General features: G+C 67.4%; 21 protein-coding genes. 4 read left to right on the top strand and 17 right to left on the bottom strand.

Annotated elements, in window-relative coordinates; translation table 11 throughout:
• Nucleotides 1-22: 22 nt before the first annotated feature.
• From WC597_RS09555 to WC597_RS09480, 16 genes are all read right to left on the bottom strand, one after another.
• Nucleotides 23-661, bottom strand: coding sequence for an LPD7 domain-containing protein (locus WC597_RS09555; RefSeq protein WP_372693106.1), 639 nt, complete (start codon nucleotides 659-661; stop codon nucleotides 23-25).
• A complete protein-coding gene (locus tag WC597_RS09550) occupies nucleotides 658-2,517 on the bottom strand; it encodes a type IV secretory system conjugative DNA transfer family protein (protein ID WP_372693105.1) in 1,860 nt (619 codons plus the stop codon). The genes WC597_RS09555 and WC597_RS09550 overlap by 4 nt, the downstream gene beginning before the upstream one ends.
• Complete coding sequence (virB11, locus tag WC597_RS09545; protein ID WP_339870555.1) at nucleotides 2,483-3,490, bottom strand: P-type DNA transfer ATPase VirB11; 1,008 nt, start codon at nucleotides 3,488-3,490, stop codon at nucleotides 2,483-2,485. The genes WC597_RS09550 and virB11 overlap by 35 nt, the downstream gene beginning before the upstream one ends.
• Nucleotides 3,490-4,626, bottom strand: coding sequence for a type IV secretion system protein VirB10 (gene virB10 / locus WC597_RS09540; RefSeq protein WP_372693104.1), 1,137 nt, complete (start codon nucleotides 4,624-4,626; stop codon nucleotides 3,490-3,492). The genes virB11 and virB10 overlap by 1 nt, the downstream gene beginning before the upstream one ends.
• The gene (locus tag WC597_RS09535; protein ID WP_372693103.1) at nucleotides 4,623-5,444 is read right to left on the bottom strand and encodes a TrbG/VirB9 family P-type conjugative transfer protein; all 822 of its coding nucleotides are present in this window, start codon (nucleotides 5,442-5,444) and stop codon (nucleotides 4,623-4,625) included. Before WC597_RS09535 ends, virB10 begins: the two co-directional genes overlap by 4 nt.
• Nucleotides 5,441-6,124, bottom strand: coding sequence for a virB8 family protein (locus WC597_RS09530; RefSeq protein ID WP_372693102.1), 684 nt, complete (start codon nucleotides 6,122-6,124; stop codon nucleotides 5,441-5,443). Before WC597_RS09530 ends, WC597_RS09535 begins: the two co-directional genes overlap by 4 nt.
• The gene (locus WC597_RS09525) at nucleotides 6,121-6,315 is read right to left on the bottom strand and encodes a hypothetical protein (RefSeq protein ID WP_339870550.1); all 195 of its coding nucleotides are present in this window, start codon (nucleotides 6,313-6,315) and stop codon (nucleotides 6,121-6,123) included. The genes WC597_RS09530 and WC597_RS09525 overlap by 4 nt, the downstream gene beginning before the upstream one ends.
• 1 nt (nucleotide 6,316) lies before the next feature.
• Nucleotides 6,317-7,237: a type IV secretion system protein gene (locus WC597_RS09520; protein ID WP_372693101.1), complete on the bottom strand. Its 921-nt coding sequence runs from the start codon at nucleotides 7,235-7,237 to the stop codon at nucleotides 6,317-6,319.
• A 232-nt stretch (nucleotides 7,238-7,469) separates the two neighbouring features.
• Entirely contained in the window at nucleotides 7,470-8,201 is a 732-nt protein-coding gene (locus WC597_RS09515) for a type IV secretion system protein (protein WP_372693100.1), read from the bottom strand.
• Nucleotides 8,198-10,573 (bottom strand): VirB4 family type IV secretion/conjugal transfer ATPase, encoded by a 2,376-nt coding sequence (locus WC597_RS09510; RefSeq protein WP_372693099.1) that lies wholly within the window; start codon nucleotides 10,571-10,573, stop codon nucleotides 8,198-8,200. Before WC597_RS09510 ends, WC597_RS09515 begins: the two co-directional genes overlap by 4 nt.
• A complete protein-coding gene (locus tag WC597_RS09505; RefSeq protein WP_339870545.1) occupies nucleotides 10,566-10,901 on the bottom strand; it encodes a type IV secretion system protein VirB3 in 336 nt (111 codons plus the stop codon). Before WC597_RS09505 ends, WC597_RS09510 begins: the two co-directional genes overlap by 8 nt.
• Nucleotides 10,894-11,076, bottom strand: a complete 183-nt coding sequence (locus WC597_RS09500; RefSeq protein WP_339870544.1) for a hypothetical protein — start codon at nucleotides 11,074-11,076, stop codon at nucleotides 10,894-10,896. Before WC597_RS09500 ends, WC597_RS09505 begins: the two co-directional genes overlap by 8 nt.
• A complete protein-coding gene (locus tag WC597_RS09495; RefSeq protein ID WP_339870543.1) occupies nucleotides 11,076-11,387 on the bottom strand; it encodes a TrbC/VirB2 family protein in 312 nt (103 codons plus the stop codon). The genes WC597_RS09500 and WC597_RS09495 overlap by 1 nt, the downstream gene beginning before the upstream one ends.
• Nucleotides 11,388-11,392: 5 nt before the next feature.
• Nucleotides 11,393-12,019, bottom strand: coding sequence for a lytic transglycosylase domain-containing protein (locus tag WC597_RS09490; RefSeq protein ID WP_339870542.1), 627 nt, complete (start codon nucleotides 12,017-12,019; stop codon nucleotides 11,393-11,395).
• 77 nt (nucleotides 12,020-12,096) lie between these two features.
• Nucleotides 12,097-12,360, bottom strand: a complete 264-nt coding sequence (locus WC597_RS09485; RefSeq protein ID WP_339870541.1) for a helix-turn-helix transcriptional regulator — start codon at nucleotides 12,358-12,360, stop codon at nucleotides 12,097-12,099.
• Between the two features lie 80 nt (nucleotides 12,361-12,440).
• Nucleotides 12,441-12,923 (bottom strand): XRE family transcriptional regulator, encoded by a 483-nt coding sequence (locus WC597_RS09480; RefSeq protein ID WP_372693098.1) that lies wholly within the window; start codon nucleotides 12,921-12,923, stop codon nucleotides 12,441-12,443.
• Between the two features lie 240 nt (nucleotides 12,924-13,163).
• On the opposite strand from WC597_RS09480, the gene WC597_RS09475 reads away from it, so the two are divergent.
• The 4 genes from WC597_RS09475 to WC597_RS09460 all read left to right on the top strand — a co-directional run bounded on the left by WC597_RS09475 (nucleotide 13,164) and on the right by WC597_RS09460 (nucleotide 16,615).
• Entirely contained in the window at nucleotides 13,164-13,730 is a 567-nt protein-coding gene (locus WC597_RS09475; protein WP_372693097.1) for a GntR family transcriptional regulator, read from the top strand.
• Between the two features lie 70 nt (nucleotides 13,731-13,800).
• Entirely contained in the window at nucleotides 13,801-13,929 is a 129-nt protein-coding gene (locus WC597_RS09470) for a hypothetical protein (RefSeq protein WP_293826810.1), read from the top strand.
• Between the two features lie 302 nt (nucleotides 13,930-14,231).
• A complete protein-coding gene (locus tag WC597_RS09465; protein WP_372693096.1) occupies nucleotides 14,232-14,897 on the top strand; it encodes a lasso peptide biosynthesis B2 protein in 666 nt (221 codons plus the stop codon).
• 2 nt (nucleotides 14,898-14,899) lie between these two features.
• Nucleotides 14,900-16,615: an asparagine synthase-related protein gene (locus tag WC597_RS09460; RefSeq protein WP_372693095.1), complete on the top strand. Its 1,716-nt coding sequence runs from the start codon at nucleotides 14,900-14,902 to the stop codon at nucleotides 16,613-16,615.
• Here the strand turns inward: WC597_RS09460 and WC597_RS09455 are convergent.
• Complete coding sequence (locus WC597_RS09455) at nucleotides 16,548-18,938, bottom strand: prolyl oligopeptidase family serine peptidase (protein WP_372693094.1); 2,391 nt, start codon at nucleotides 18,936-18,938, stop codon at nucleotides 16,548-16,550. The two genes, WC597_RS09460 and WC597_RS09455, sit on opposite strands and share 68 nt — an antisense overlap.
• Nucleotides 18,939-18,941 lie beyond the last annotated feature (3 nt).

Here is an 18,941-nt window from a genome sequence, read left to right as displayed (position 1 = left end):
TCCACCGTGGCGCTGGACGACCCTAGCGGTCCCGGCGTCGCTCCGCCCGCATGTTCTGGTTTCTGTCAGGTCGTTCGCGCGTCCGGTCAGCTTCCGGTCGCGCGCGGACCCAGGCCCGCTCCATCAGCCGCGCCTGAGCCGCTGGGTCAGCGATGAGCGTTCGGACGACCACGGCGGCCATTGCGAGGCGCCGTTTCACGTCGTCGTGCGAGGGCTCATTCGCGCGGGCAGCGCGGCGATCGGCGTCTCGCTTAGACCCTTCACTGGCCGCCTGGCGGTCTCGCTCGGTCGGCTTGTACCCAGCGACCTCCAGGCCGAGTGTCCGCGCCTGCACCCAGACTTCGCGACGGAAGGCGTCGTCGCCCGCCACCTTGATGCTCGTCCACCCGCGGTGCTGGGCGATCCGCAACATGGCCGCGACCGAGTCCGGATAGGCCTGGGGCGAAGACAGGGCGCGGCCATGATCCCGGAACGCCGGGTCCGCCGTCTTGTGATCGCGGTAGTAGCGCTCCGGGCGGCCCTGCCGATCCCGCTCTATCAGATAGCGATCCAGGAGCTGGGCCGGCACGTCACCCTTGTCGAGCGAGCGCCGCTCGCGGGGCTCGGTGGTTCGCGGAGATATCCGGTTGGTCGAGGATGTCGATGGACGAACTGCGGTCACGATCTACGCCCCCGCGAGGGGAGTGCGGCGGCCGGAGCGGTGACTACCCGATCGAGCCACGCCTGCACGTCCTTCTCGGAGGCGCCGGGCGGCGGGGGCGTCAGGCCTTCGGTGGTGAAGCGGCGAACGATGCTGTCGAAATCCATGTCTGTCTCCCCATCTGAGGACATCGTTGTGGGTGGGACGGTCGCTGTCGAACGCGGCGGCGTGGGCGCGACCGGCACATCCGGCGGTGGGCGCTGCCTGGCGGTGAAGCGGCGGTCCGAGAAGTAGACGAGCTTGCGTCCGCGCGTCGGAGCAAGGCCCGCCTTCAACACGATCAGGGCGTGTTGCGGAAACTGCATCAGCTCCTGCGGCAGCATGAGGGCGCGCTTCTGATCGGAATCGGTGAGACTTCGCCGGCCCTGCCCCAGTCCCATCGGCCGGCTGCGGCTGCGTCCTCGGTAGGTGTAGTAGCCGAGCCGTTCGCTCAGCTCCTGCGCCACCTTGAGCTCCTTGGGCGCGAAGACGATCTCCAGCCCGCAGTTGGTGAGAATATCCTCGGTCACGTCGGGACCATAAAGCGCCCGGAGTTGGGAGGGGCTCTGGATGACCGGCAGCAGACGCAGGCCGTATCCGGCAACCCAAGCGAAGGCGTGCGCCAGCACAGGCGCGCGACCGAGCCGCGCGAACTCATCCAGCAGCACCAGGGTCTGGGGATCGCTCGCGTCAGGCAGGGCGCGGCTGTTGAGATCGACGAGCTGCTGGAACAGAAGGGCGTACAGCGGAGCGACCCGATCCATGTTCTCGGGCGAGGCCGCCAGATAGAGCGACAGCCGGCCGCCGCGGATCCCGCGCAGATCGAAGTCGCTGTGGCTGGTCGCAGCATCCACCAGCGGATTGAGCCAGAGCCCCATGCGGGTGGTGATCGACTGCCGGATCGATGCAAAAGTGTTTTCGCCCGAACTGCAGAAGTCGTTCAGGGCCGTCACCGCTCCGGCGGGCAGGGGATCGCCTTCCTTGCGGCGCTGCTCCAGCAGTTTGGGCAGCCGGTCGCGCGGGTCGCCGTCGGTCAGCTGGCGGTAGATCTCGCCCAGGGTGAAGGGCAGGTCCGGGGTCGCGGCGACATAGGCGCCCACACCGATGAAGCCGGTACGGGCCGCTTCAGCCCAGAACGGGTCGGCATGACTGTGCGCGGGAAACAGCATGCCCGCGATCCGCTGCAGTTCGTCCAGAACGACAACGGGCGCCGTGCGATCAATGTGGCCGAGTGGGTTGAACCGCGCGGTGCGGCCTTCCGGGGCCAGCGGGTCGAAGAGATGGACGGTCTGACCCGCGCCCGCACGAAAGCCTGCCGTGGCGTTGAAATTCTCTCGCTTGATGTCCAGCACCACGACGGAGGACGGCCAGGCAAGGAGGTTGGGGATGACGACCCCGACACCCTTGCCGGTCCGTGTCGGGGCGTAGAGAAGCACATGGTCGGGGCCGTCGGCGACCAGCAGGCCGTCCGATGTCTCGCCCAGCAGGATTCCGGTCCGCGCTCTTAGCCGGTGACGGCGTTGCTCCGCCCGCGTCGACCAGCGGGCCGCGCCGTGCAGGGGGCGACGTATTCCCAGCGCGACAGCCGTGGCGAGGATGAGGAGGAAAAGGGCCATGACGCCGGCTCCAATCGCCAGCCAGCGATGCACCTCCGGATCATGACGGTAGTAGATGAACCAGGCCGGGACGCGGGCCGGGTCGATGTCGCCCGAGAAGCGGCCCAGTCCGATGAGGGCGATGACCAGCACGCCGACGACGAAAAGGACGACGGCGGCCACCAGCCCGGCTGCGATCAGTTTCCCCCTAGTCTCCGGCGTGGCGCTTGCGAAGCGGGTCATGCCAGACCTCCGTCATCTGGAAGCGGCCGCCGCTCTTCTTCATCTGGACCACCACGTCCACCATCAGGTGCAGCATGGTGCGGATGTCGTCGCGCGGCAGGTCACGCCCGCCTTCGGATTCCCGCACCAGCAAGGTGAGCTGCTCGAACGCCAGGGTCGCGGAATCCGCGTGGACCGTAGTGATTGACCCGGGGTGCCCTGAGTTGACGTTGCGCAGAAAGAAGAAGGCGGTGCCGTCGCGCAGTTCCTGGAGGAGGATGCGGTCGGGCCGCATCCGCAAGGCGCTCTCGAGCAGCGCCTTGGGACCGACCTTTGCCAGACCCTGACCATCCTTCGAATAGAGGAGATGTACGACGTTGCGCTGCGGCAGGATCAGCTCACGGGTGTCCTCGATCGTCAGCAGCCGTTCGTGTTCAGGAATGAGCTCCACCAGACCCTTGGCGAAGGTCGTCTTGCCCGAGCCGGTCGCGCCGGAGATCAGGATATTGCGGCGGCTCTCGACCGCGAGGCGGAAGAAGGCGACCCAGTCGCCGGCCTCGCGCAGACGAATTAGCGTCGCATCGGTCTCATCCGTCTCGCCGCCCCGGACAATCTCGGCAGAGGCGAACAGACCGGCAGCATGAAACTCGTCCAGACCCATGCGTCGACCTGAAGGCTTGCGGATCGTCAGCGACACCGTGCCGTTTGGAACGACGGGCGGCAGGACGATCTGGCAGCGTTCGTCGCCGGGCAGGACCGTCGAACAGATCGGTCGTTCCGCATCGACATCCTGTCCGCTGTATGCGGCAGCCGCCACCGCCAGGGTTCGCAACCAGCCTTCGGTGAGCTCCGGGGTCTCATGCCAGCGCCAGCCCTCCGGTCCCTCCACGCCGACCTCGCCCGGCCGGTTGACGACCACTTCGGTCACCGTCGGCGGGTCGAGGAAGGGCCGCAGCGGCGCGAGATAGTGTTCGATGACGGAGGTGTCGCGCATCATCTCGGCCGGAGGCGGTAGACATCCGCGAAGTTGAGATCCTGTGCGACGAAGATCGAGACCTCTGATCCCTGAGCCTTCCGCAGGGTCGGCGGGATTCCGATCGAGCCCTGCAGGGCGACCGCTGCGGCGTCGGAGGGGACGCGCGCGGTAGACTGGAGCTGCTGGCCACCGCCGGCTGCGGCGTAGGCAGCGTCATCGACGATCGACAGCAACAGGGCGCCGCCGAAGCGATCCCAGAAATGGGTGTCGATCGACCCTGACAGCCCGGCGCGGCCCAGCGCATCGGCCGCCGGGGAGGCCAAGGCGATGGCGACGCCATTGGGCGTGACCGCGCGGGTCCAGAGAACGAAGAGTCGACCCCGGCCGGGCTGAACCGCCCCACGGTACTCGCCCAGCACGCGCGTCCCGCGTTCCATCAGGACCACAGCGCCGTTCTCGGAATAGACATCCCGGGAAATCAGGCAGCTCACATAGCCCGGCGTGCTGCTGTCCATCGCCGTCTGCAGCACGCAGGGCACGCTCGCCCCTGCGGTGATGAGAAGATTCCGGTCTGGCAGGCGACCCGCCCGCGCTTCTCCGATCGGGCTGACCCGGCGCAACTCATCGAGCGCATGACCGGCGCCGTCGCCGTTGGCGGCGACGGGGAGGGGGGCTTCGGCGCGAGGCTGACCAGCCGGAGCGGCGCCCGGCCGGCTGTACGCCAGGACGGGAGCGCGTTGCGCGCTCTCGGCCAGCGCCCGGCGTTGTTCGGCCGGCGTAGGGCCGGACGGAGACGCTGACGAGGAGGGCTCGATCGCGGGAACAGCGTTTCCTTCGTCCGCCAGGGTCGGTGCGAGCGGATCGGTCTGCGCCGTCTCCAGCAGGGGCGGGTCCGATCGGCGGGCGGGCTCGAACGGCGCCAGCTGACGGGGCGGCGTGTCATCGGCCGGTCGCTCCCGATCGCGCGCGTCGCCCCGATCCCAGGTCGCGAACAGAAACACGCCGCAGCCGGCAGCAAGGGCGGCGAGCGTGACCATCCGGCCCTGACGGCCTCCGATACGGCCGGCGATGGGAGAGACGCCGCGGTCATGCGCCGGTGCGGGATCACGCGTCTCCTCCGGCGGGGAGGGCGGGGCCGGGGTCTCGGCGCTCACGACCGGTCTCCCGTCACCGTGCGATCCACGACCGGCGAGGCGGTTCCGGTCCCGGTGGCCGCGCTGCGCGGATCGAAGGCGTCGTTGAACACGCAGAGAACCGTCCCGCCGTGGCGGAGCCGAAGACCCGCCACTACCCCGTGGATCACAACAAATTCGCCGCGCACGTCAAAGGGAACGAGCCGTTCCGAACCGTCGCTCGCCACTTCGAAGATGGCCGGGATCGGTTGATTGCCGGGAAAGCGCATCACCGTGAAACGGCCGTTGTCCGTGACCTCGCTCGGCTGAACTCGGGCGTCGCCCTGGACGGAATAGGCGAGGTTGCGCCGGCCCTCGACCGCGCCCGCCTGAAGTTCCAGTCCGACAAGGCGCTCCTCGGCGGCCTGGGCGGAGGCCGCCAGACTCGCGGCGGCGCGCGCCTGCTCATCCGCAGGATAGCGGAAGCGGATCTGGTAGGCGGCCGTGCGCGCCGTGCGATCCTGGGCGAGCAGCTCGAAGACATAGTGCCGGGCGAGGCCGCCGCGCTCGGTCACGACCAGAAGGTTGGTGGACTGATGCCGTTCGCGGGGCTTCAGAAATAGGACCGAACCTTCCGCAGCGATCTCCCACGCCACGCTGTCGCCGATCGCGGCATGGCGGATCGTTTCCTCGGGAGAGAAGATGATCTGCGTCGCCGTGCGAAAGGCGCCCGAGACCTGGTAGACGCCCTCCGGCGCGTACGTAAACTCCTGGATGCGCCCGCCTGCGCCGGATTGGGCGAGGGCGGGCTGAGCCAGCGTCAGAACGGCGACAGCAACTGGAACGGTGAAGGCTTTCATCGGATGACCTCCGGGTCGGCGCGGTAGGATGTCACCTGGAAGCCGAGCGGGTTCCTGAGGCGATCGGATTCCGCCATCGGCGCGCGGGTGTAGGTGAAGGCGATCGTGGCGATCCAGTCGCTGTCGGTGACCTGCTGGGCGCGTCGCACCGTTCGGCGGAAGCGCACGTTGGCCACGTCGTCGTTGATGAAGCCGATGGCCCGGATCGACACGACGGCCTCGCCGTCCCGTCCATACAGGTTCTGCGGACTTTGCGGGTTCGAGCCTCGATAGAGATCTGCCCAGCGTCTCTGCTCGCCCGGGCCCGACAGGATCGAGACCTGGCGGAACGCGTCTTCGGCGGCCGGGTCGAGATAGCCCTCCCGGCTCCTCACGTACTGGCCAAGAAAGTATTTGCTGACCGCTTCGTCATACTGGAGCGGTCCGTCGTCAGCGGAGAGACCCCGGACCACATCGACGGAGCCCGTGGCCTGATCGACGCGGATGACGAAGGGCTCGCTCGTCTTCAGGGGCGTCAGGAAGGTGACGGCCGCCGTGGCCGCGATGGCCAGCGCCCCTGCGACGCCGGCGGCGACCCAGGCCAGCCGGCGCGACCGGAGCGCGCTGGCGAGACGGTCCTGATCCCAGCGTCTCGCGTCGGCGAAATACCGCTTCAACTCGTCCGAGGGGACGCCACTCATGCGCAGCCCCCCGAGGCCGGAACGACCGGAGCGGGCGTGACCGGGGTGGCCGACTGCGACGGCAGGAGGACCGATCCGTAAGGATTGGCTGGACGGCGATCACGGCCGTCGCAGGTCGGCGGCACGTCTCCGCGAGCGGTGGCGCAACCGCCGAGCAGGCCGCTCAGGATCAGAAGCAGGCGAAGGCTCATGTCAGGCTCCATTGGGTCGGATGGTCCCGCCGCCTTTCGGCGGCTGACGGCTGGCCTCCAGGGGACCCCGGGCGCGTCCGGACGAGCCAGAGCCCAGCGCGGCGGCATTGGCGAAGTCGGCTAGACCCGCGCTGGCGCCGCCCGCGACGCCGGCCGCGATGGCGGGTGTCTGGAGGAAGAAGATCGCGCCCAGGAGGCACAGGGCGATGAAGATCAGACCGCCGATCATGGGATCGGATCCCTGGATCGTGCCCCATTGATCGCGCACCAGCGACAGGACCAGCTGGAAGATCACGATGATCAGGGCGAACAGGACCAGATAGTTCACGGCCTGGCTGAGCCACCCGAAGAAGTAGCGGCGCGTGGCGTCGAACAGGGCGCAGGCGATGAAGATCGGGCCGAGGGCGACGAGCAGGGCCAGGGCCAGCTTGGCGATCAGAACCACGCCGAATCCGAGCGCCGCCGCTAGGGCGCCGATGATGAACACGGCGGCGGCGACGATATAGGGCGCGGGATTGAAGGCCGAGGCATCGCGCGAAATGTCCTCGCCGAGCCAGGCGGCGTAGGCGAAGAACTGGTCGAAGGCGGCCCCGACGCTGGGCGTCTCGGATCCGCTCACCGCACGGGTCAGGGCGTTGGGCATGCTGGTGAACAGCGGTTCGGTGACGAAGGTCGAATAGGCCGGCGTCGTGGCGAGCGCGTAGAGCAGGGCCAGCTTGATGGAGCGGACGGCGAAATCCATCACGGGTTCGCTGATCGCCCCGCGCAGAATGGCGATGCCGTAGAGCACCACATAAAGCAGCAGGGCAACGCGCAACGGGCCATCGACCTCGGCGATGACCGACGAGAGCCGCTCCCCCAGGAACACATTGAGGCGTTCGTCGATGAAGTCGTAGCTGGGCTCGAAGACGCGGAAGGACATGATCAGGGCTCACCGAACGTCCGGGCGTAGGCGTCCATGCGTTCTCGACGGCGCGCTTCGGCCAGACCTTCGCGCGCGGCTGTGCAGTCGCGACGCCGCTCGCCAGCGTCACAGTCCGCGGTCGTGCGCACGGCCGCTTCGGGGTCGGCGGCGAATGCTGCAGCGTCCCGTTCCGCAGGGGAGCAGGCAGCGAGGCTCAAAAGCCAGAACAGTCCAGGCACCGGGCCGCGGTTCACTGGAATGCCCGTTCGTAGGTAGCCTGGCGGGCGGCGCGAGCCGCCTCTGCGCGCTCGCGGTGTCTCTGTTCCTCAAGCCGGGCCTCGGCCGCCTGGGTGACCGCGAGGCCCTGGAGACGCAGCTGTTCGTTCTGGATCAGCGCCTGCTCGGCGGCGAGACGCGCCTCAAGGTCCATCACCGCCCGTGCATTTGGAGCGGTGTCGAGCGCCCGCCGCAAGGTCTCCAGGCCCTCCAGCCGTCGGTCGGAGGCCTCGCCGACAGCCTCGCCGATCGCGAGGTCACGGGCGGTCCGGGCGCCGGCCCGCTCGAGGTTGTCGCGATAATAGGCGTCGGCCTCGGACAGTTCGCCGGACGAGGGGGTAAACAGTCGGGTCTCGCGCCGGATCGCGCCGGCCCGGTCGGCGAGCGCGCCCAGGGCGGTTAGATCACCGTCGGCGGCGGCGCGCAGGGCGCGGCTGTCGGGCAGGGGATTACGGACCTCGGGCAGGCCGAGCGCCATCGCCAGGCCATTCACATCCGACAGGTCATTCAGGCTGTCGAACAGGGCGCGCTGTTCCTCGATCTGCGCCTGCAGGGCCTGGAGCTGCTCAAGACTGGTTCGCGCATCCTCGATCATCTGGACCAGCGCACGGGGATCATGAACGACGTACTGGGCGTGGGCGGCGGGCGCCCCGAAGAGCAGAGCGGAAGCGAGTGCGGCTGACGCCGCCAGATGACGGAGGGTCACAAGAGTCTCCTCTGGGCGTGGAAGGGGGCGCGCCATTGCGCATAGTCATCGCCGACCTCGGCGCGGATCCGGTCCAGCAGGGCGACCGTCTCGGCGCGGCCGGAGAGGATCGCCAGGACGTCCTCCTGACCTGCAAGGTCGAGCTCGACGACCACGCTGTCGTGGCCCTGCTTGACGAGAAAGCGGTGCGACTCGGGCGTAAGCTCCTCGCGCACGAGCCGGAATTCCTCCTGGGTCAGTCCGAATCCCTCGACGTATTCGCGCGCCTGTCCGTGCGCATTCGGCAGGAAGATCTTGGTCGCGCACTGCTCGAGAATCGCGTGGGCGATCGGTGACCTGAGAACGTCGGCCGGCGACTGGGTGCCGAAGACCATGAAGGCGTTCTGCTTGCGCCAGGTCTTCAGCCCGTCCTGCGCAAGGTCTGTGAAGGCCGCGTCGCCCAGCGCCTTCCAGAATTCGTCGATGTCGAGAACCAGCCTGCGCCCATCGACGCGCTCGGCGATCCGGTGGAAGAGATAAAGCATCGCCGGCGTGCGGACCTCGTCGTGATCCAGCACATGGGTCATGTCGAAGCCGGCGAAGCGGGTGTCGAGGCTGATCGCGTCCTCGTCGTTGTCGAGAACCCAGCCAAGGGGACCGCCCTTCTGCCAACGCTCGAGCCGCGCGCCGATCCCTCCAGCATCCGCCTGGCCCAGCAGGCTTCGCAGGGCCGCGATCGAGCGGCGCTCGCGGGGGAGGGCCTCGAGGGCGATGACGCCCTCGTCGATGGCCCGCGCCTGCGCCACGCTCAGGGTTTCATCCGGGCGCGTCACCAGGGTCCGGATCAGCCGGATCAGGAACGCCCGGTTGCCGGCGGAAGGGGTGAGCGCCTTGAAGGGGGCGAAACCGGTCGGCTCCCCGTTGCGCAGGGCGAGATAGGCGCCGCCGCTTGCGCGGACGAAAATCTCGGCGCCGCGATCCTTGTCGATGAACAGCTGCTGGGCTCCGAACCGCTCGAGCTGCGCGAGCATGAAGTTCTGGACCACCGTCTTTCCTGAGCCCGACGGGCCGCAGATGAAGGTGTGGCCGAGGTCGCCGACATGAAAGTTGAAATGAAACGGCGAACCGGCCGTGGTTCTGAGCCGGGCGACGGCCGGTCCCCAGTGATTGCCTTCCGCCTTGCCGACCGGATGAGCGTGCAGGGGCGCCAGAGCGGCGAAATTCCGGGATGTGATCGCCGCCGGCCGCGTCCGTTTCGAAAATACCCCGGGGAACTGGGACCAGAAGGCGGCTTCCAGGCCGAGATCTTCGCGGGCGACCACCAGGCCAGAGTCCGCCAGAACGGCGCGCGCCTTCGAAAGATGATCGGCGAGATCGGCCGGCGTGTCGCCGTGGACCACAATCGACGCCTGGTGTTCGCCCATGACGAAGCGGTTGCTGACGAGATCGTCGAGCGCCTCCGACAGGCCCGCGATCTGGGATACGGCCCGGTCCCTCGCCGAGACCATCTGGTTCTGCTTGCGCTCCATGACGGCGCGCGCGGCCGGCTTGGAGAGGAAGGCGAACGACTGCGACATCACGAAGCCGAACCGCGCCTTGAGCAGGGCGTCCCAGAGACCGGGCCGCGTCGTGGCCGGGTACTCCTTGATCGCGAGGATGCCGCCGAACCGTTCTCCCGCGGTATCCCGCAACTCCAGAGTCTCGCGTCCGAAGATCGCGCGGACAGTGTAGGCGGCGGCGCCGAGGTGGCCGAAAACCAGAGGGGCGGGGGAACGCCGTCCTGTGAGGATCAGGGCCATGATCTCGAGAGGCTCGGAGAACCAAAGCCCTGCCCGCTCGAAGAGCCCCAGCCGCCGGGGCGAATAGCGGTCCAGATACTGGGCGAGGTCACGGCCGGCCTCTTCCAGCCGACGGACCTGGGCCGTCATCAGCTCTCCATCATCGCGCCGCGCCTGACGCAGCCGTCGCATAAGGGCGGCGGCGCGGTCTGCGCCGTCTCGTCCGGGATGCAGGACGAGGGTAACGAACAGCTCGTTTACCCAGAGGCGGCGGCCCGCCATCTGGGCCTCGTAGTCGGCGCCCAGTCCGGCGGCGAAGGCCGACCGGTATCCCTCGGAGGTCGTGGGAGCGACCTCCCGGCGGACGATATGGTGCCAGACGGCGAGCCGGTCGTCTGCGAGATTGCGCCAGGCCTGGTTCAGCTTGACGTGCCAGTCGTTGAGATCGCGGGCGTCGGCCGTCTCAAAGCTTGCGCCACCGACCTGAAACACCATCATCAGGGCGCCGCTGTCGAGGGCGACGACATGGTCGTTCAAATGCCGCGCATAGGGAAGCTGGGAGCGGACCTCGGTTTCTCGTCGCAGGCGGGCGGGGGAGATGCTGTCGTCAGCCACGGATGAGCTCCGCAGGACGGTAACGGCGCACCAGCGGCAGAGGGGAAACGGAACTGCCGCCCCACAGGGCGGCGTTGCGGCTGCGTCCCTTGGTGTCGACGTAAACGAAGAGAAGACGAAAGGCGTTGTGGTCGGCACGACAGATGGCGCGGAACACCAGATGCAGTGCGGGCGCGACCAGCAGGTAGAGCAGGCTTCCTCCGATCAGGAAGACCACGCCGGAGACGATGACGTTGACGCCCATCGCCTCCATCGGCACGCCCATCACCATCGCCGGGCGGGTGCAGGCGAGGAAGAGGGGATCCTCGGTCAGCCGTTCCTCACCCATGGCCGCCTCCATCGGCGAGCCAGACGCCCGTGCAGACAAGGGTGAGGCCGCACGCCGCGCCGCCGAGCAGCTGGGCGAACCGCTTCGGCGAAATCAGCCCAAGGAACTGAGCCAGGCCGAGCGCCACGACCACCAGGGTCGCCGTTCCAAGAGTGATGGCCGCAGGGGTCGGCATCAGGCGCCCCCGGTGATCAGATTGACGATCTCGGCCGCACCGAACACCACGACGATCCCGAGGACGACAATCGCCGCGCGTCTGAGGTCGAAAAGACCGAACATCCAGAGGATGCCGACGACGACGACGGCCAGGACCGCCAGCAGTCGGGCGGTGTTGCCCGTCAGCATGTCCACCACGTTCTGGAGCAGGCCCTCGACGTTCGCCGACGCCAGGGCCGGCTGGGCCGTGATGGCCGTTGTGGCGAGGGCGATGCAAACGAGCGCCCCGAGATGCCGGGCCGGCCGGCGAGCATGCACGTTGGAGGTCATCGGGTTCACCGTTCGACTGAGGTTGAAAAGACGACGAGTTCGGCGGCGGGGCGGCCGAAGATGTCCCAGGCCGGCGAGGGCGCGACCGTGAACGGAACTGGGGCGGGCTGGGCACCGACGGCAAAGAGCGTCGGCTGCGGCTGTGGCCTTGGGGGCGCGGCCAGCCGCAGCGTTACGGACGCCGCTTCGACCCGTCCGACATAGCCGTTCCGGAAGCCTCTGCCGGCGTCGCCCGTGTTGTAGCGGGACAGGGCGATCCGTAGCGCGGACTGGCGGTCAGCCGCTGTGTCGCCAGAGACGCGATAACCGGCTCTCAGGACCGTCGAGGCCGCTTCGAGATTGCGGCACGGGTCGAACGCGTCTTCGACTGACAGGCCCAGCCAGGACAGGTTGCTGCTGTTGATCTGCGCCAGACCGAGATCGATGTTCGCGCCACGGGCCAGCAACTCCCGGGCGACCCGCGAAGCTTCCGCCGCGTCGCGTGCGCGTCGTGGCCGCTGTCCGCCGCGGTTCACTCCGATCGCAAGCGGGTCGAAGCGGCTCTCGACGTGAGCGATCGCCGCCAGGGTTTCAGGCGCCACCGAGGGGGCGCAGGCCTGGGCAAGGGCGAGAACGGCGGCGAGTTCGAGCATCGGGTCCTCCGGCGAGCAGGCTCCACCTCACCAGATGCGCGACGCCCCCTGCGACCCGTGAGCGCTCCGTCGGAGATCTACGGTAGGAAGATTCGGGGCTCCCCCGCGGCGCGGGCGTCCATGGCGAGGCGCGCGACCGCCTGGATGCGGGTGCGAACGCCGAGCGCCTCGCAGGCGGCGGCCAGATGCTCGTCAACCGTGCGAGGGGATATGCCGATCCGCTCGGCTATGCCGGCGGAGGCGAGGCCGGACGCCGCCAGGCAAAGGCATTCGAACTGGCGGTCCGAGAGGGCGTCAACGAGGGAGGACGTCGAGCCCTTGGGGATCGGGACGCGGGTCATGGACCATCCAACCGCGCGGAACCGGTCGGCGAAAAGTCCGCAACCTTACGACCGAAGGCCTACGGTGGAGCGGATCGACCTCAGCTGCCGTCTTCCCGCACGGGCCGCATCAGCTTCGCCCGGCGCTCCTCGAGCCAGGCGTCAGCCTCGGCGTCGCGATGGACGGACTGGACGGCCAGATCCTTCAGGGTCTTGGTGAAGGTGTTGATCAGGGTGCGGGCATCGAGATCGATGATGGCGTCGCCCGCTTCTTCGTCAAACTCCTGCAGCACCACGGCCATAATGGTCGCCAGTTTGTTGTCGGCGCACCGCAAGGCGAAGGCGGGCGATCCGATCGCGAGTGCGGCTAGGATCCCGTGTGGATCGCTGTCGGTCACCTCGGCGAAGCGGTGGATACGTTCGATGTTGATACGGCCCGCCCCGGACTCGAAATGCTCGTAGGACCGGAGCGCCATGTTCATTCCCTGGGCGACGTCGATCGTACGCATGCGCCGATGGCTTCGGATCAGCCGCAGGCTCGAGGAGAGGACGGCGTTGGGGGATGAACGGTGCCGGGAGTCCATCTGTCGATCTATGCCCCCGTCATCCACAACACGCGATCAATACCTCTGCACCCCTACAGGTTGAAAAATGCCTCAGACCTGCGTCAAATGAAAGCCTATAAAGATCAACAGCATAAAAGCTGCGGCCATGACGCAATATTCTTGCGGAGACCAGTATAGACGCCACTCTCCCGCGTGCGTGCCCCCGAATCCGCCGGTCGTCCGTCTACGGGGACCTGTGCCGAACGTTGCGAGGCCTTGGTGAGACAGCGTGATCCCTTCGGCATGGCGCTGGCGAGTCTGCGCACGGCCATCGAGGGCGGTCTCGCGCCGGGCCAACACCTGTCGGTGGCTGATATCGCCGCTTCGCTCAGCCTCAGCACCAGTCCTGTTCGCGAAGCGCTTTCACGGCTTTGCGGCGAGGGCCTTGTCGAGGATCGCAGAGGCCTTGGTTACTTCACCCGCCCAACGCCGCTCGAGGACATCCTCGGCCTTCTGGACCTGGAAGCCATCCATGTCAGACTTGCTGCGCGGGACACCGGACTGGCCGATCCGATCGACGCGACTGATCCGACGATTGAACTGTGGATCGCCGATGTCATGGCGCATTGCGAAAGCCAGCCGCTGATCGAGAGCCTCCTGCGCGTCCGCAGCCGGCTGGCGCCCCTGCGTCGCCTCGGCGAGGCGCCGGCGCAACCAGCGGCCGCGGAGAGCGACGATCGTCTGGGCGCCTACTACGCGCGGTGGCGGATCGCTGCCGGCATGCTGGCCGCCCGCGTCCGCCGGCTCGATCCCGGCCACTCGGAATATACGCGCAATATCGTTTGAATCGATTTGGGATCGGGCGCTGATGGTCCGTCGTCGACCTTCTGTCGACCTTCAGAAAGAGGAGACGACTATGACCACCAAGAGCATCTCGCGCCTCGTTCGCCTGGGCGCCGCTCGCCAGCTCACCCGCGCTGGCGTCGAAGGCGAGTTCGTCGAACTGAACGGCATCGAGCGCTACGACATCACGCCGGGCGCCTGACGGAGAGGGCCGTCCGCGAGGGCGGCCCGGACGCCCGGAATGCCCCGAACGAGGCGTCGAACATGAGGGGTGTCACGACAACACGGAGAATGGCGATGAAAGCCACCAACCGAGTGCTGCGGCTGGGTCACGCGCGACGCCTGACACGCGCCGCATTGGACGGCGAGCTGGTCGAGCTCAACTCCCACATGAAGTGGGACATGCCGGTCGGCTGACTACGGACGGGCCGTCATCGTTGACGGCCCGATCTGCCCCCCTCCCGCGAAGCCCAATGACAGTCAGATCTCGTTCGGGACAACCACATGCAGACCGCCATCTCAAATCCATTCCAGGATCATCTCGAGCGCGGAGAGCTCGACGAGGCGGTTCACGCGGTGAAGGTAGGGTCGGATCTGGTCCTGCTCGATCTGGCGACGGACGGTTATCTTCTCGTCCCGGAGTGCGGCGACGTGCGTGTCGAGGGAGGGAACCTGCAGGCACCGATGGATCTGATGCTGGATCTGGCCGCCGGCGAGCTTCTCCAGTCGGGCCGGACGCAACGTCATCGCCTGCCGCCGCCGTCAGTTCCGCTTCGACGACTTCCGGAGGCGCCGGTTGGCAGACCCACTGCCGGGGACATGGCCACATTCGCCATCCTTTGGGCAGACACGGTGCGACGCAAGCCGACGCTTCAGGATCTCTCACGCCAGGTCTACGGGCGACGTGGCCGTCGGGATGACCTCATGGCCCTCTCTTCGCGCGTCGGCCTGTTTCGTCAGATGCTTCCCTATGCGCCGGCCGTCGGCGCCTGCCTGTTTCAGGCTGAACTCCTGCTTCGGTTCCTGAACGCTGCAGACCTGGATGCAGAGTGGGTCTTCGGCGTCAGGGTGTGGCCGTTCCTTGCGCACTGCTGGCTCCAGGTGGGCGAGCATTGCGTGAGCCAGGCTCCGGATACCCTGACGATATACCGTCCCATCATGGCGATCTGACCATGACCGCGGACGCCTATGTCGTTCTGGTGGGGGACAATGCCGCAGCGCTGGAGGCGCTGTCCCGGTCCAACGCTCGCCGCCTCGCCGGGGCAGGGTGGAGCCGCCGCGTGGCCGACCCCTTCATCGCGGTCTATGCGCCCTCTACCTCCAGGCTTGATATTGTGGCGGCTCTCGACGGCCACGGCGCCATCATCGGCGAGATGTTTGATCACGCCGGGCGACCGCTCTCGACCGCCGAGAGGGGCGTCATGGCCTGCCGCGCTCTCGACGCAGACCGCGCGACGGACATCGTGTCCTCCTGCTGGGGCCGCTACGTGCTCATTCGTCGGACCTCAGGCGATGTAGCGATCCTGCGCGATCCATCCGGAGCCGTCGAGGCGGTGACCTGGCGAAAGGACGGCGTGAGCGTAATCGCGCCGAACGCCCCGCCCGCCCTGAACTGTCTTATGCCTGATGACCTCGCCATCGACTGGGGCTCGGTGAAAGGGCTCATGCGAAGGAGCGGCGGCTATCGCCACGAACTGGCTTTGTCAGGGTTCACGCCGGTGGCCTCCGGCGCACTGCTCAGCATCGGTCCAGCCGGTGTCCGGTCCCGACAAATCTGGCGTCCATCCGAAGTCTACCGGACCGCGCGGGATCGGCGTCGACCAGATCTTCGCGAGGTGGTCGATCGGGCGGTGCAAGCACTGGCGGGGGACCGAAACTGGGTCGCAGAAGTCAGCGGTGGGCTGGACTCGGCGATCGTGGCAGGCGCGCTCAGTGATCACCAGCGGGCCCGGGTCACGCACTGGGTCAATCATTTCGTGGACGACCCGGAAGGAGACGAACGCGAGTTCGCGCGCCCTGTGGTCGAGCGATACGGCTACCGGCTCACGGAGGTGAGACGGGATGGATTGACGCTTTCGGCGCCCCGCCTCGCGGAGTCGGCCGACAGTTTTCGGCCACCGGTCAACGACCTCGACACCGACTACAACGATGACATTGCGGCCAGGGTGCAGAGTTCGGGCGCCTGGGGCTCTCTAACGGGGCAGGGTGGCGACGTGGTCTTCTTTCAGATGCCGACCTTCCTGATCGCGTTCGACGAAGTGCAGGAGAGGGGTCTGCGAGCGCGTGCGGAAGTTCTCCATGGCGCGGCGCGCTGGACGGGCCAGTCGCTGTGGCCGAAGACCTGGCTCAGGGCCCGCCGAGCCCATCACACACTGATGAGTGACCGGAAACACCCTTGGCTCGACGACCTCAAGGGCGTGCCCCCCGCGAAGGCGATGCAGATACTGGGGCTGGTCAAGGGCCAAGCCTATCAGGGAGGCGCCGTGCGTAGCCGGCACGGGCCATGCGTCAATCCCCTCCTGAGCCAACCGGTCATGGAGGCCGGTCTGGCCTGGTCCTCGGTTGATCTCACGTGGGGTGGGCGAGACCGTTACGCGGCGCGAGCCGCCTACGCCGACGTTATCCCGCCCTCCATCTTCAACCGGCGATCCAAGGGAGAGCTGGGCGCCTTCTATGGTGAAGCCGTAGCCCGGAACCTCGACTTCCTCCGAAACTACCTGCTCGACGGCGAGCTGGCCGGTGCGGGACTCCTGCCGCAGGGTCTCGCGGACGATATGACGCGCGAGGCCCTGGTCTGGCGAGGCGGGTTCTCGCGATTGCTCACTCTGGCGTTGACGGAAGCGTGGCTGCGGCGATGGCAGGCCCGGATCGCGTCGTCTCGGGTTTGAGGTACCGGTCGAACCAGGCGGTCAGCTGCTCATAGTAGATCCGGGCGTTGCCCGGATTGTGGATGCTGTGATCCTCACCGAACAGGTAGGTCAGGGCTGCCGGTCGCTGGAGACGCACAAGCGCGGCATACATTTGCTCTGCCTGTACGGGCGCGATGTCCATTTCACCATGGAACAGGAGGATAGGCGCTGTGATCCGGTCGGCGTGTTCAAAAGGGCTGCCCCGTCTGTAACGCTCCGGATCACTCCAGTAGGCCTGAACCATCCCGGCCTGGCCGGTCTCCAGCCACCGCGCACCCCCGATAGCGTCGATGGTGTTTCCACCCTGCATTCTCTGGTGCGGAGACATGCCGGCCAGAAAGAGCGGCAGATTGTAGGGGCCATTGACTGCAACGACCGCCTTGAAACGTGAGGACTGCGCGGCGCTCATCACGACTGACCATGCTCCGAAGCTGTGGCCCCAGAGGCCAATACGATCGCCATCGATCAAGCGATCCGTGGCGGCCGCATCGACGACGGCCAGGATCCGCTCCGCGAGGCCGGCCGACGGTTCGGCGTTCGTGGGCAGATCCGGATAGATCACCGCATAGCCCGCTGCGACCAGTAGCCCCCCATTCAGTGTCATCTGGACCGCCTGGGGACTCATGGCCCGAGGGGCGGTGGGGTAGGCCTTGCCCGGGTAGGGAATGACGATCACCGGCGGGGGCTCGCCCGTCGCGGTCTCGGGCAGATAAAGCCAGCCTCGCGCTCCGGTCGGGCCCGTGATCAGGTGGGGCTCCGGAACATATACATTCTCCAGCTCCGGATTGAGACGTCGAATGATCTCCGATCCTGCATCTCTGCGGATTTCAAGACGGTCGAGGGCGCGGCCTTCCCGTCCAATGCCGACACTGATCTGGCGGTCCCAGTTGATGCTGGCGCCGGGCGACGCGGCGACGCACGTGGACGGTGAGGGTTGGGCGTCCGCGAAGACGCGACACAGACGGCCGCCTTCTGCAATGACCTCCGCCTGGTCGGCGCCCATTGGATCTGTCGCGCGCCGATGTCCGAAGATCCCCAAAGGGCGTGACAGGCTGCCTGTCGGGCCGAGGTCTTCCGATGACAAATCGGGTCGAAGGCGAAGAATACGGCCGCGATCTTCAAGAAGAGCAGCCTCTTGACCCTGTGCTAACACCCGGCCGCCCTCACTCAGATTTCTGACAGCGGCGACTTCCGTCCCCCGTTGAGTCCACCAGCCCAACCGTCCGTTTCGTCTTCCGCGAACGACGGCGCCGTCGCCCAGCCAGGCGGCATGCGCCGTGGGGCTTGCGAAGACATCGACTGTCGTATCAGGCGTAACCCCGGCCGGCGTCCGATCCTGAACCGCGCCCAAAGGGGTGACTGAGAGAAGACGGGCGGGCGCTGCGCCGATGTCCATCACCAGAAGAGCCGAGGAATCCGCAGACCAGCCGAGCAGGCTGGTGGAAATGTCTGCGGCCTCGGGAGGATCGACTGACAGTCCCGTCTGCGTGTCGACAAGACGCAATGAACGCCCCCTGCGAAGCTCGGTCGACATGTCGAGCCCGGGGGGAGGCGCCAAGGGACCGTCTCTCAGCACAGCGACCTGGCTTCCGTCCGGCGACGCTTCGAAATCCAGGAACTCGCCCTGTGTCAGAACGACTGCATCCCCCGTGTCGGCGTTCACTCGCCACAGGATGCGGGTCTCGCGGACCTCCGCCGAGGCGCCCTGTCCGACCGAGACGAAGGCAGGCTCTCCTCGAGCGGCTTGCGCCCAGAGACCAGGGAGGCGGGTCTGGGTGGCGTTCTGCATCGCGAGACGGGGCGGCAAGGCGCCGTCCGGCATGCCGAGTACGAGAAGCTCGTTGTCCGAAATCCATTGGACCGATCGCCCCCATGCGCCGCTCTCAGGCGAAAGATCGCTCCAGGTGACGGTGCCAGCCCGCAGGTCTACGATTCCGAGCCGGAACGTCAGGTCCTGAAGGCGAAAGACAACCAGCCGGGAACCGTCCGCGGAGAATGGCCCCATGGTGTACCCCGCGTCGTCTTCCATCGGCAGAAGAGGGCGGATCTCCGATGGGGCCTCAGTGTTGAACCGGTAAATTCTCGCATACCGGACAGCGCCCTCGGGCTGCAGATCGTAGCGTGGAAGATCGCCTCTCGCGCGGCGTTCCTCAAAAACGGCGACGGAGCCGGAAGGGTCAATCTCGATGCGTCCGAAGGTCTCGAGGCCGAGCAGGGTTTCGAGCGTCAGGGGTTCAGAAAGCACCGACGACGGGCAGGCCAGGGCAAGCGCGCTCAGCGCGCTGATCAGCGTGATGCGCATGAT

Origin of the sequence: Brevundimonas sp. (assembly GCF_041648115.1) — a bacterium.
GTDB lineage: Bacteria > Pseudomonadota > Alphaproteobacteria > Caulobacterales > Caulobacteraceae > Brevundimonas.
The sequence above is the reverse complement of the archived record's forward strand: the minus strand, read 5'-3'. Positions and strand labels throughout refer to the sequence as shown.